Origin of the sequence: Marinomonas sp. NPDC078689 (assembly GCF_044542435.1) — a bacterium.
Classification (GTDB): Bacteria; Pseudomonadota; Gammaproteobacteria; order Pseudomonadales; family Marinomonadaceae; genus Marinomonas; species Marinomonas arenicola.
Map to the genome: position 1 here is coordinate 373,725 of NZ_JBITUJ010000002.1, position 12,965 is coordinate 386,689.

The 12,965-nt window shown below is 46.0% G+C and carries 10 protein-coding genes; 4 read left to right on the forward strand and 6 right to left on the reverse strand.

The features are described 5' to 3' along the window. Positions 1–49: 49 nt before the first annotated feature. The 5 genes from ACIGBN_RS04840 to ACIGBN_RS04860 all read right to left on the reverse strand — a co-directional run bounded on the left by ACIGBN_RS04840 (position 50) and on the right by ACIGBN_RS04860 (position 4,846). Positions 50–652, reverse strand: coding sequence for a glutathione S-transferase N-terminal domain-containing protein (locus ACIGBN_RS04840; RefSeq protein ID WP_396663921.1), 603 nt, complete (start codon positions 650–652; stop codon positions 50–52). A 128-nt stretch (positions 653–780) separates the two neighbouring features. Next, positions 781–1,263, reverse strand: coding sequence for a GNAT family N-acetyltransferase (locus tag ACIGBN_RS04845; protein WP_396663923.1), 483 nt, complete (start codon positions 1,261–1,263; stop codon positions 781–783). A 27-nt stretch (positions 1,264–1,290) separates the two neighbouring features. Further along, on the reverse strand, positions 1,291–1,884 hold the full coding sequence (locus ACIGBN_RS04850; protein ID WP_396663925.1) for a membrane integrity-associated transporter subunit PqiC: 594 nt from the start codon (positions 1,882–1,884) through the stop codon (positions 1,291–1,293). A 12-nt stretch (positions 1,885–1,896) separates the two neighbouring features. Next, positions 1,897–3,540, reverse strand: coding sequence for an intermembrane transport protein PqiB (gene pqiB / locus ACIGBN_RS04855; protein WP_396663927.1), 1,644 nt, complete (start codon positions 3,538–3,540; stop codon positions 1,897–1,899). Between the two features lie 64 nt (positions 3,541–3,604). Beyond that, positions 3,605–4,846 (reverse strand): paraquat-inducible protein A, encoded by a 1,242-nt coding sequence (locus tag ACIGBN_RS04860; RefSeq protein ID WP_133003008.1) that lies wholly within the window; start codon positions 4,844–4,846, stop codon positions 3,605–3,607. A gap of 448 nt (positions 4,847–5,294) precedes the next feature. On the opposite strand from ACIGBN_RS04860, the gene ACIGBN_RS04865 reads away from it, so the two are divergent. The 3 genes from ACIGBN_RS04865 (at position 5,295) to ACIGBN_RS04875 (ending at position 11,032) form a co-directional block, all read left to right on the forward strand. Beyond that, positions 5,295–6,989 (forward strand): glucan biosynthesis protein G, encoded by a 1,695-nt coding sequence (locus ACIGBN_RS04865; protein WP_396663929.1) that lies wholly within the window; start codon positions 5,295–5,297, stop codon positions 6,987–6,989. Beyond that, positions 6,971–9,091 (forward strand): glucans biosynthesis glucosyltransferase MdoH, encoded by a 2,121-nt coding sequence (gene mdoH / locus ACIGBN_RS04870; protein ID WP_396663931.1) that lies wholly within the window; start codon positions 6,971–6,973, stop codon positions 9,089–9,091. Before ACIGBN_RS04865 ends, mdoH begins: the two co-directional genes overlap by 19 nt. 315 nt (positions 9,092–9,406) lie before the next feature. Further along, complete coding sequence (locus ACIGBN_RS04875; RefSeq protein WP_396663933.1) at positions 9,407–11,032, forward strand: Na/Pi cotransporter family protein; 1,626 nt, start codon at positions 9,407–9,409, stop codon at positions 11,030–11,032. A gap of 19 nt (positions 11,033–11,051) precedes the next feature. Here ACIGBN_RS04875 and rluF read toward each other — a convergent pair whose 3' ends face one another. Further along, positions 11,052–12,098 carry a 23S rRNA pseudouridine(2604) synthase RluF gene (gene rluF / locus ACIGBN_RS04880; RefSeq protein ID WP_396663935.1) on the reverse strand — a complete coding sequence of 349 codons (1,047 nt, stop codon included), beginning with the start codon at positions 12,096–12,098 and terminating at the stop codon, positions 11,052–11,054. Between the two features lie 256 nt (positions 12,099–12,354). Here rluF and ACIGBN_RS04885 point away from each other — a divergent pair, with 256 nt between their 5' ends. After that, positions 12,355–12,846 (forward strand): cytochrome b, encoded by a 492-nt coding sequence (locus ACIGBN_RS04885; protein WP_165942977.1) that lies wholly within the window; start codon positions 12,355–12,357, stop codon positions 12,844–12,846. Positions 12,847–12,965: the final 119 nt, after the last annotated feature.

Consider the following 12,965-nt stretch of genomic DNA (forward strand, 5'->3'; position numbering starts at 1 on the left):
GGGTAAGTGCCCTTTTCTTTGCTTAACCCGTTATCGGATAAAAGCTTAACTAAGCGCTTAACCGCCATTGTTGCGCCTGCTTAATGGCACTTTTTAATAATGGCCATTGCAACAAGCTCTGCTGATATTTTCCTGCATCGCCGGTTAAATACACACCGTATTGTTGCAACCGATACGCCAAAATGGCGTAACACGCATCCACCGCACTAGGGCGCTCAAACATAAATGGCCCTTCGGCTTGAGCGAATATCGCTTCCACTCTGAGCAACTCACCTTGCACACTGTCTGGAATCACCTCTAACGGTGTTGAGTTGGCGGAAGAAAATGGGCACTGCTGACGTAGCTGATGAAAACCAGAGTGCATTTCTGCACACAAACTGCGCGCAATGGCTCTGTCTTCTAGAGAAATGGGATACAAGGCGCCTTTTGTCAGTTCATTCAGGTATTCAATAATGGCCAGAGAATCGTGAATGACAAGAGAATCGGTTTTCAGAGCAGGCACCAACCCTGATGGAGAATGCTGATAAAGGGTCGTTTTATAGTCTGCTAAAGACAGATCTATCACAGTTTCTGTCAAGTCAACATTGACCATTTTAGCGCACAGCCAAACCCTTAGTGACCACGTCGATTCCATTCCAACCACAAGCTCCATAGCACTCTCCTTTTTTATTATTAAGCGGACATATTGATCTACAATGCCTTCTCAATATACTCGCCTCAAGCCCTGCCTGGGAATAGCCAACGACATAAAGAACAAAAACACCCCGCTCTAGTGCCGCATTATTCCGTACTTAACACCATCAGCCGTGCGCCTTCGCCGTAGCTTTCACTGACCGGAACCTCTTTTACTTGAAAACCATAGCGGGCCCAAAATGGCACTGACCCTTGCACGGCAACCAGCATAAAACGGCTATACCCCATTAAAGACGCTTGCTCGAAAAAAGCACTTAGCAAGGCTTTTGCAATGCCTTTCCCCGCCGCCTCTGGTGAGACCGCTAAATCGTGGACAAACAACTGATCACCAGCGCAAGCTTCAGGCAACGCATCGTGTAATTTTGGCGCTGCAGACGATCCCCATGCGTGGGTCAATAAATAGGCAACAATGCGCCCAGTCTCATCGCGATACTGAAAACAAGTGTCTGGAGAAGCCTGCCATTTACTTTTCAGTACTTCACACTCTTCATGCAGAGACTCAACATAAGCCGCTTGTTGGATCCGCTGAATATCTGACCATGAAGAGGCATTTAATACACTAACCGCCATACAATTTTTCCCGTTAATACGTAAACATTAAAGCGCGTCTGTAATACTTTTTGCCATCGGGTCTATGACTTTTTGGAACCAAGTAGACGCCAACGTTTGTACCAAGGCGGAATAACCATTCTCGCTCAAAGTTTCTTTTACCATAAACCCATGGGAACGAATAATTTGCCCAGTTTCAGAGAACAATGTCCAACGTCCAGACACATACACCTGACCATCTAACCCTCCATAAAAGGCGTCTACCTCTATGCTTAATTTAAGCAGATTCGACACCCGAGTATTGTGCCCTTTATACCAGTTTGCGGCCGGTAAACGCTGAATTAAGCCCTGCATCGTTAAGCGATTTAATTGCGAAGACAATGGCTCAGCCCATAAATTTTGTTGAGAGCGGTGCACTTCGCCTTGCTTAGACAGTAAAACGATTTCGCTGCCTGCCAAATAATCTGCCACCTGAATTGGCATGAGCTGAATATTGACCTGAGTTTTAGGATCACTGATCACCATTTTAGGCGTGTTGTCCATCAACAAATATTCACTACTCGGCAGCGCAGTGCTGGCACACCCTGCCAATAACCAAGATAAACAGATGACCATTAAAGCCGATAAATACTGACGTTTCATATCTCTTTCCTTTTACTGTGCGGCTTTAGGTTGTATATCTGGCTGCGATTTTTTATCAAAAATTAAGGTATTTGGGTTATTTCTCAGCTGTCGTAATAATGGCTGAAGCTCGTTTAACGACTTTTCCAACGCCGTTAGATTGTCTTTTATCGGCAACCCTATTTCACCATTTGTTTGATACGCTTCTAGAATACGTGACACTTGATTCAAGGTCGTCATTACCTCTTTAGGCAATTTCTGTATCCCTGGCTGATTTATCAACTGGTCCACTTGTACAGAAACGTCTTTCATCGAGGCCAAGGTATCGTTGGCATTGCTCATGGTATTTTTAATGCTCTGCAAACTTTCATTAACGGGTGCTTTCGCCAATTTATCGAGTATCTCAGTCACTTTCTTTTCGATGCTTGAGAAGCCAGTATTGGTCACAGGAAAGACGTCTATGCCCGCCACTTTTTGTGCTTTCTCATTCTTAGCATTAGGGTAATAATCGATATTAATCGCCTTAGCACCGGTTAAAAAGTTACGCGTTTTCAGCGTCGCTCGAAAGCCACTGTCAATTCGATCTTGAAGCAAGGCTTCCCATTCTTGTAACGTGAGGTCTTTGTCCCCATTGTTCAAACGCTGAGGTTCAATACGAGCCAATACAGGAATCGCAGACTGCTTCAATGACGTTAACGCCACCATAGAAAGACCTGTGAAGGGCACTTGCTCAACGGTACCAATGCGGATGCCTCGAAACTCCACGGGGGCACCAGCCGCCAAGCCACTGATGTCAGAGTTGAATAAAAAGACATACTCAATAAATTGATTAAAATACTGATTTTGCGCGGCTTCTTTGGATTTATACAAATGGAATTTGGCTAAATCTTCCACCGCTTTGCCTGTTCTCTGATGATGAACCAAGCCAAAACTGATGCCTCCAGATAATAAGGTTTCCAGAGAGTCTACGCGTACTTCCATCCCTTGGGCCGAACTTTTTAATGCAATGCCTGGGGTTATCCAAAATTCGACGGCGCGGTTTACCAACGCATCGTATGGGGCCTTGATAAAGACTTGGTAAGTAATGGCCCCAGCTTTCGTGTCAAAACCCACTTTTTCAATATAACCCACGTCGTAACCACGAAAATGCACAGCGGTGCCAACGTCCAGTTTTGAGTTGTCTGTGCTATCGAGTATGACACGCACTCCCTTGTCTTCTGTCGTCGACAGGGGCGCTTGTTCAAGCACATGAAATTGAGACTTGATGTCCCCATTAGAGCCGGGCTCCATATCAATATACGCCCCGGATAACAAGGTGCCTAAACCGCTGATGCCTTCTTTGCCAACACGAGGTTTGACCACCCAAAACTTAGCGTCTTGGTGCAACATATTGTCGGTGTCTTTGTTCATCCGCACAGAAATAATCGCCGTATTGTAATCTGCACTAAGGCGAATGCGAGTCACGGTACCAATATCAACATTGCGTGCTTTGATCTTGGTTTTCCCGGCTTCCAACCCTTCTGCATTAGAGGCGATCAAGGTGATTTCTGGGCCTTCACTCGACCAATTTTGATACACCATCCAACCCGCTACGATTAGGGCCAATAAAGGAACAAGCCAAATCGAATTGAAGCGTACCTTGCGTACCGACTGGCTGTTCTCTTGTAACTCACTCAACGTTTATTCCCCTTGCTCATTAGTAACACTTGCTCACTATTAATGACTGTTGCGCCCTACTTGCCTAACTCGCGCGCTCTTCTTGGTCCCACAACAGCCGTGAATCGTAGGACATTGCGGCCAGCATGGTTAAAATAACCACCCCAGCAAACGACAACGCCGCCGCGCCGGGCACCACCGACATAAGCCCGCCCATTTGCACCAAACCGGTCAATGTCGCCACCACAAAAATATCAATCATCGACCAACGGCCCACACACTCTGTAAGGCGGTACAGTTTCAATTTCTGTGTCGTTGAATGGCGAGAAGAAAAACGCAACTGCCAACATAACCACCCTAAAGAGAGAATCTTGGCAATGGGAATGAACACACTCGCCAATAAAATAATAATCGCAATAGGGTAAGAGCCCATTCCCCAAAGCTGGAACACACCGCCTAAGATGGTCGAGGGCTCGCTGACACCAAAGAAGGTGGTGTCCATAATAGGCAGCAGGTTTGCAGGAAGGTACATCAATAAGGCGGCTATCAATAAGGCGATCGTCATTTGTACGCTGGCGGGTTTTCGACTGTGAGTTTTGTGCCCACAACGACCGCAATGGCCCAACTCATCGGCGACCAGCGCACCACAAAAATGGCACCCAACCAACCCTTGAGATAATGCAGAGCCACCACTAAAAGGCTGAGGTTTCGCCGCACCAGCCACTTGATTCCAGAGCCAGCGGCGATTCATTAACGAAACGGTTTTCAATAAACACAGCACGTAGCCACAAAACGACCAAAAAGATAAACCAAAACCAATATCCGCCATGCTTTGCATTTTTACCAATGCCACAAGCACACCGACTAAAAACACATCCACCATTAACCAAGGTTGAATGACCGTGGTAATGCGTGCGCACAAACGCTGCACTATTCTGTTTCTTCTTTTTTTAATAAGCCAAGCCAGCATCACCGCACTGAGTAAATAACACGCAGGCAACACCAAAAGCACAAACACCAATAATGCGCCTAGAAACGTAAAATGCTGATCTAATAACACAGACATGCTTTGCCAAAACGTCACAGTGCGACCTATTCCTGAGGTAGAAAAACTCAAAAAAGGAAAGCTCAGCGACAACACCAACATTAATAAACCCGAGCCACCATAGGCCAAGATTTTTTCCAGTCTTTTACTCGGCAAGCGCACCAATAGATGATCGCAGCGGGAACAGCACAGAAGATCACCAGACGCCATGGGGGGAATGTCATTCACCCAGTCACACTCATCACAGACTGTGGCGTATTCGTTAAATTCTGAGCGACTCATACCCTTCCTAAAAAATAAAACGCGTTCAAGGTAATGTATTCCATCCAGTGAGATGACAGCAAGTTATGAAAGATAGTTCGAAAAACACACATATCTAAAAGCAAAACGCGACGTTAAAATGGCATTTTAAACATCGATCAATTCGCACACACTTTCTTTTAACTTTTTTGATACTTTCCTCACAAATAGGTTCATTTTTTTCACAGCGTAAATTAGCCTAAAAAAAAGGATGAGTCTTGCACTTTGTCTGCAAAAAAAGGAAACAAGGTCACAAAATCTTTTCAATTCTTGGACGCCAAAAACTCACTATGAAAATGTGAAAGCTTTATCATAAGGCTTTATATTAAAAGAGATTCTCAAGGAGTCAGAGGCTCATAAAAACCACAACATTCAGAACCAGGTTTTATACTCAGTACTGTCTGTTTATTTAGAGCTCATTTTTTTTACTATGCATAATTCGACATCTATTAAATTCTTTTTCATTGTTGCCTCTCTGCTATTAAGCGCCTTTGCGCAAGCAGAAAATGACGTGGCAACCCCTAAACCAGAAAACCTTGTGGTGACCCCACAAATAAAAGACACACAAGACGACCTCGTTAAAACAACAGAGGACGCAACCACGTCAGCAAAGAAAATAGAAAAGAAAGACGCTCAGTCTTCTGCTGAAAAGGATACTAAGTCAGTTAAGGAGACAGAAAAAGACGCGAAGGAAGATTATCCCTTTTCTTCCCAAACTGTGATCGATATTGCAAGAAATCTGGCTAAATCTCCCATGGTTGCCCCTGATGTCGCACCTGAAATGCTAACCAACTTAGACGCAGCAACCTATCAAAAAATAGATTTTCAGCAAAACAAGGCCGTGTGGGGGAATACACCGACGCCGTTTTCCATCCAGCTGTTTGCACCAGGCTATTTATACAAAGATTTGGTGTCTATCGATGTGGTTGAAAATGGTCGCGGCTTTCCTCTAGAAGTTTCCGCGTCGTCATTTACCACACCGACTCAAGAAATTGACGACATGATCGCTAAAGCAGGTAAATACGCGGGTCTGCGCCTTCATTATCCACTCAATTCAAGCGACGAAAATGATGAGTTCATCGTCTTTCAGGGCGCCAGCTATTTCCGCGCTATTTCGAAAGGGCAGAGTTACGGATTGTCTTCTCGCGGTTTGGCGATAAATGTGGCGCAACCGATGGGAGAAGAATTCCCACGCTTTAAACATTTTTGGATCGAGCGCCCTTCTGTCACACAAAAAGCCATTGTGGTTCACGCTCTGCTCGACAGCAAAAGTGTCACCGGTGCGTTTCGTTTTGGCATCTACCCTGGAGCTCCAACACGGGTGGATGTTCAAGCAACCCTATTCCCACGCGTTGATATTAAACATGTGGGCTTAGCACCGCTGACTTCCATGTTTATGTATGACGGTTCTTTAGACATCTCGGATCGCCCTGATTATCATCCAGAACTCCATGACTCAGATGGCCTACAGATCCAAACGGGCAACGACGAAATGTTATGGCGCCCTCTGAACAACCCTAAAAACCTGCAAATCAGCGCCTTTGTTGACACCTCACCAAAAGGCTTTGGCTTGATTCAACGCCATAATAAATTCAGTGACTATCAAGACTTAGACAATGACTACCAAGATCGCCCATCAAGCTGGATTAAACCGCTGAACGATTGGGGGGCAGGTCACATTGAATTAGTAGAGATTCCTTCTAACTCAAAAGACAACGACAATATTGTTGCCTATTGGCAGCCAAAAGATGGCCTTAAGAAAGACACGCCATACACTTACTCATACCAACTGACTTGGCCCAATGACACGCCGACTTTGGCCGGAAAACCGCATATAGTGCGCAGCGCTAAAGAAGTGTCACCTGGGAACAACTACCGTGAAATATTGATTGATTACAGCAACCTAGCAATCAAAGACATCAATAAAATCACGGTAGACACGAGTACTAGTCGAGGAAAAATCGTAAAAACCCGCGTGGTAAAAAATCCTCACATTCATGGTGTTAGAGCCTACGTTACGTTTGATCCTCAAGAAGCTGATGTTGCAGAATTGCGCGTACAGCTGAAAGAAAACGATCAATCAATTGCTTCTACATGGTTATATCGATGGTTGAAACAAAAATGATGACTCCCCAAGAACGTCTAGCCTTGCCGCACGAAGCGCCACTAGATATGCCGCGCCATGCGGTGAATGAGCCTCGTCAGAAGGCTAAAAAACTGGTTAAGCCTTTCCTGCTGCGCACCTTGTTAGCTCGCTTGTGCGTGATCAGCATTACTCTTGGCCTCACCTGGTACGGTGCGACAGAAATGTACGCCGTACTAAATACCAACGCCATTGCAGGCTTGCAGTGGGCATTTTTAGTGCTGTTTTGCATTAACTTCACTTGGATTTCATTTGCCTTTTCCCAAGCAAGCATTGGCTTTTTATGCCGCCTTTGGCCATTTTCTCGCAAAGTGAAAGAAGCAGAGCCTGAAGGTGTCACGGCCATTTTATTGCCGGTTTACAATGAAGATCCGATTCGAATCCGCGCCAGCATTGAAGCCATGCACGATGATCTATTGGAGAAAGCCCCCGGTAAATTTGCCTTTTTTATTCTCAGTGACAGCAACCGCTCAGACGCCTGTATTAAAGAAAAACACACCTTCTATCCGTTACTGAACCATGAAGATCAAGGCTGCCCTATTTATTATCGCCGTCGTCATAACAACAACGAGCGTAAAGCCGGTAACATCGCCGAATGGGTGACTCGCTTTGGCGCACGCTATGAAAGCATGATTGTGCTAGATGCTGACAGCTTAATGAGTGCCGACTGTTTGATTAGTCTGTCTCGCCGCATGGCCGCTGAGCCTGGTCTTGGCCTCATACAAACCCTGCCAACCATCATCAAAGCGAATACCTTATACAGCCGCATTCAGCAGTTTGCTAACCAGTGTTTCGGGCCGGTTTATGCCTCAGGCTTAGCCGCATGGCATGGCACCGCCTCTAACTTTTGGGGGCATAATGCCATCATTCGCACCAAAGCCTTCGCCGAAGCGTGTGGTCTGCCTATTTTAGAAGGCAAAGCCCCATTTGGTGGCCATGTGATGAGCCATGATTTTATGGAAGCCGCCATGTTACGTCGTGCGGGTTGGGGAGTGCGTTTTGACATGGATTTGGAGGCCTCTTATGAAGAAGCGCCGCCATCATTGATCGACGTTATGGTGCGGGACCGTCGCTGGTGTCAGGGCAACCTACAACATAAAGCCTTCCTGTTGGCGCAAGACTTTCATTTTGCGACACGCGTGCATTTATTTTCGGGTATTTTCTCGTACCTAAGCGCTGTCTTTTGGTTTTTACTGATCGCCGTAGGGTTTGCTCTTGCCGTGCAAGCACACTTTGTGCGCCCAGAGTATTTTTCTAACCCTTCCCTGTTTCCTACTTGGCCTGTGTTTGATTTCCAAAAAGCCTTGTTATTATTCGAGCTGTCTATGGCGCTTGTCTTGGCGCCCAAGGTCTATGGCTGGTTAAGCGCCCTTCTCTACCCTAAGCGCTGCATGTCATTTGGTGGGCCCATATTATTGACGCTAGACACCTTACTTGAGGTGGCCTTGTCTGCCTTGTATGCGCCCATCCTGATGTTCTCTCAGTTCTTGGTCGTTTTTGATGTGCTAAAAGGCCGCGATAGTGGCTGGAAACCTCAATCTCGAGACGATGGCGCCACCCCATGGAAAACCGTTGCTCGCGCCCATTTGTCTCATACTTTGTTGGGAGCAGGGTTGGCCAGTGCTGCGTTATTCCTGAGCCCTGCGCTGTTTTATTGGTCCTTGCCCATTACCATAGGCTTGGTGTTTTCTATCCCTCTGTCCTGGTTAAGCGGTGGCGAAAAACGTGGCAACCTCTTGTCCAAGTTTATGTTGCTTCGAGCGTCTCAAGAAAAGCGCCCAACGGGCATAGTAAAACGACTCAATGAAAAACAAGCGCAGGCCATTGAAGATGACAGCAGTGCGACACAACCGGCGTTGCAACGCTTTATCAAGGATGTGAACTTTTATCATTGGTACCTTGCTCAACTACCACAAGAAGAAGAAAACACCCTGTGTCGTAGTCGTATTTGTGCACAATGGCAGATCGAAAAAAGTGCGAACTTGGAGCAGCTTACCGAGCACCTTCAAGAAAGCGAATGCTTGGCTATTTTGAAACATAAGTCTTTGATGCTGGCCATGGGGAAATACCTACCTCAAGCTTAGCGCTTCGGCGCTATGACTGGCTATTGTCAGTCATAGCGCCCTACTTCCTCTCCCATTATTGTTCGTCCCCTCGCCATCTTTGTTTATTGTTTTTATCCCTTCGTTCTCACATATGTGCTTGTCCTCACGGCTTTTATTTACCCCATTCTTCACGCTTAGCTAGCTAATTTAAAATATTAGTGAGATAAATAAGTGTCGTAAGTGAGCAAGCTGAGCCATGCTTATCTTGTTAACTTAGTAGAAAAATCAATAATAAACGACTAACCACACTGTACTTCACCACTCTGTTTGTTAGTCCTACAGCAGGGAATGTATATGTATGAGCTGATTCAATTGGCAGGCGCCATTACTTTGTTGCTTTGGTCTATTCGCATGGTCCGCACAGGGTTCGAGAGAGCCTATGGAAAAAACTTAGAAAATGCCGTCCGCCTGATGACACGCCGCCGTCTGCAGACAGCGGTATTAGGCGGTGTCGCCGCCGCGGCCTTACAATCAGGAACCGCTGTCGTGCTCTTGGCTGCAGGCTTTGTCGCCACCAGCGCATTAGGGCTTATTCCTGCGCTTGCCTTAGCCGTTGGCGCCGAAATTGGCTCTAGCCTAATGGCGATGCTATTGAGCTTTGACCTGTCCGCGCTCTCGCCTTTGCTGCTTTTAATTGGTTACGTCAGCTTTCAAAAATCGTCCAAACGAAAACACAAATACTGGGGGCGAATTTGCTTAGGCCTTGGCCTGCTTTTGCTCGCCTTATCCTTGATCGCAAGAAGCACCGCCGACATGCGTTCCGGCAATGGAATGACGTACCTGACCAGTATTTTGGCTCATGACACCCTCCTCACCTTGTTTTTGGTGGCGCTCTTTACTTGGTTGGTGCATTCCAGCCTCGCCGTTATTCTGATTATTGCGCACCTTGTTACTGACGGTGCCATCTCTTTAGAAATGTCGATGATCATGGTTATAGGCGCCAATATTGGTGGCGCTCTGCCGGCATTAAGTTCAGGCTGGGGACTCAGCGCAAAAGGCCGCTTGGTGATCATTGGCAACCTGGTGATTCGCACCTGTGCGGTCATTATTGGTTTGCTGATTTACTACCTTCAAGAATCTGGCGGCCCTTCGCTGGCCGACATTGGCTTAGATTCCCCTATGGCCTTCCATGTTCTTATCAATGCCATTAACGGCGTTCTGTTTCTGTCTATGTTGCCTTTCTGGGCGCAATTATTAAAAAAATACGTCTCGCCGAATGACACAGAAAACGATACTCACAAGCCTTTGACCTCGGTGTATTTGTCACAAGATGATATCCAACACCCAACTCGAGCCATTGCCAATGTCACCAACGAAACACTGCGCATTGCCGACATCGCTTATCAAATGCTAGAAAGCACCCCCAAAACCTTTACCAATGGCAAACACATTAATCGAGTAAAAGAACTGGACGATGACATTGACCGAATACACCGTGAAGTGACTTACTATTTGGCGGCCATTGAAAACATTAAGAGCGCATCAGAAGAGCAAAGCAGCTGGCAAGATGCCTTTAGTTTCGTCACAAATTTAGAGCACGTAGGCGACATAATTGACGCCAGCTTGATGGTACTGGCACGGAAAAAACACAAAGAACACATTCATTTTTCAGAACAAGGAGAGCGAGAATTAGACACCTTATTCTCTGAATTATTCGAGATCTTTCGTTTGGCTCAAGCGGTTTATGTGTCAAAAAGTCCAGATTTAGCCACCGAGTTGGTCGATGCAAAACACGTCTATCGCAATAAAATCGCGGTTTGTCGAGAACAGCATACGCGTCGGATTCGAGATCAAGAGCCTGCGACGCTTGCGTCCTCACAAATTCACATGGATATTTTGCGTGACTTACAGCGTTTATGCTCTTTACTCGTCTCCACCGCCTACCCTATTTTAAAACGCCACAAACAAGAAAAAGGCTGACCTTAGTCAGCCTCTCTGTTTAACGAGACGATTTTGGTTTGCGTTGTGCGCCTTTGCCATTTGGCTTAGACCCAGCGGGTTTTGAAGCGCCAGGTCTGGAACCGGCAGGCTTGGGTCTTTGTCCTGGTCTGCCCCCTTTGGCTGGGCCATTTTCCCCAGGACGCTTATGTTTGGTGTTCGGCGTTTTAGAAGCACCATTCGGACGATTCGGCTTACCACCAGGTTTGCCATGACCGCCTGGAGAGGCGCCCGTTTTAGCTCTAGGGCCGGGTGTTTTCTTCGCTTTAGAAGAGGATTTTCGAGCACCAGAAGACGCTTTTTTAGCCGGCTGGGATGACTCAGAAGACGAATCCTCGATGGCTTTAGACAGCAGTTCTACTTCTTTTTGAGTAAAGTCCCGCCACTCACCCACTGGCAAACCTTTTAAACCAATGTGCATGATACGAATGCGCTCAAGCTTCATGACTTCATAGCCAAAATGCTCTGCCATACGACGAATCTGACGGTTCAAGCCCTGTACCAGAGTGATGCGAAACACATTATTAGATTCTTTTGATACTTGGCACTTTTTCGTCATGGTGCCCAAAATGGGCACGCCATTCGCCATACCGCTGATAAAGTCATCCGTGATGGTTTTGTTCACCGTCACCAGATACTCTTTCTCGTGATTATTGCCAGCGCGCAGTACTTTATTGACTAGGTCGCCGTTATTCGTCAAAAAGATAAGCCCTTGGGAGTCCTTATCAAGACGACCAATCGGGAAGATACGCACACCGTGTTTAACAAAATCGACTATGTTATTACGCTCGGCACTTTCCGTCGTACTGACAATGCCAACGGGCTTATTCAATGCGATCAAGACAAAGTCTTCCGCATCTTGTGGTTCGATTAATTGCCCATTAACTCTGACCGTATCGCCAGGTGCAACCTGATCCCCTATTTTTGCTCGCTTGCCATTAATAAACACATTGCCTTGTTCGATAAAGCGATCTGCGTCTCGACGGGAGCAAATGCCACTTTCGCTAATGTATTTATTTAAACGGATTGTGTTTGAAAGATTCAGCATAAATAGTTGTCTTATAAATTCTTAATAATCACTGTGGAATGGGGTCAAAGTAACGCCAATACACTCTACACCGCCAGTCTAACAGCGCAGTGGTAAGAGATAAAATTTGCACACGGATTATAGGGGATTGAGGCGTAATAAACTGTATAAATGCGTTTAAAAAAGCGTTCTTTTCATCGCGACTATTCACTTTTTTTTGTTCATAAGGGCAATAGACTGGCGTCAGTGCATAACTGATCCGATGAAGAGGCCCAGCATGTCAAAGACAATACCATCCTACAACCCATTACAAATAATACTGCACTGGCTTATTGCCACCTTAATCGTCGCTAATTATTTCATTAGTGATCATATGCCGAGTTATTTTGATGCTCACCAAAAGGACAGTAACAGCCCAACAAACTGGGTAGAAAACTTCCATATTTATGTAGGCCTTAGTATTTTGGCCTTGGTTGTGGCTCGAATTATTGTCCGCGTTATCAGCAAACAGCCTGAGAAAATAAGCACAGGCAACGCATGGCTAGACACGCTATCACGCTACTCGCACAAGCTGTTGTATTTGCTCATGTTGCTTGTTCCTGCTTTGGGCGCCCTCGCCTGGTATTTCAACCTAGATCAACTAGGGTATGTCCATGTTGTTACCATAAACGCCATGATGATTATTGTGCTTTTACACGCCGCGGCCGCCCTCTTTCACCATTACGTCCTTAAAGACAGAATATTAACTCGCATGCTCGGACGTTCATGATAATGGCTTAATTAGTGCATTATGATAGGGATAAAAACACAAAAAGACTCGCCAAAGTGGAGTTAGCTTGAGGCTATTGGTAAACTGCCCGCAGATTTAATTTTGAATGGACATTTCAT

Excerpts from the sequence above, each read along its gene's own strand:
- ACIGBN_RS04850 (WP_396663925.1), bottom strand. The coding sequence starts at position 1,884 with ATGAAACGTCAGTATTTATCGGCTTTAATGGTCATCTGTTTATCTTGG.
- ACIGBN_RS04845 (WP_396663923.1), bottom strand. The coding sequence starts at position 1,263 with ATGGCGGTTAGTGTATTAAATGCCTCTTCATGGTCAGATATTCAGCGG.
- ACIGBN_RS04840 (WP_396663921.1), bottom strand. The coding sequence starts at position 652 with ATGGAGCTTGTGGTTGGAATGGAATCGACGTGGTCACTAAGGGTTTGG.
- ACIGBN_RS04875 (WP_396663933.1), top strand. The coding sequence starts at position 9,407 with ATGTATGAGCTGATTCAATTGGCAGGCGCCATTACTTTGTTGCTTTGG.
- mdoH (WP_396663931.1), top strand. The coding sequence starts at position 6,971 with ATGGTTGAAACAAAAATGATGACTCCCCAAGAACGTCTAGCCTTGCCG.
- ACIGBN_RS04885 (WP_165942977.1), top strand. The coding sequence starts at position 12,355 with ATGTCAAAGACAATACCATCCTACAACCCATTACAAATAATACTGCAC.
- ACIGBN_RS04865 (WP_396663929.1), top strand. The coding sequence starts at position 5,295 with ATGCATAATTCGACATCTATTAAATTCTTTTTCATTGTTGCCTCTCTG.
- rluF (WP_396663935.1), bottom strand. The coding sequence starts at position 12,098 with ATGCTGAATCTTTCAAACACAATCCGTTTAAATAAATACATTAGCGAA.
- ACIGBN_RS04860 (WP_133003008.1), bottom strand. The coding sequence starts at position 4,846 with ATGAGTCGCTCAGAATTTAACGAATACGCCACAGTCTGTGATGAGTGT.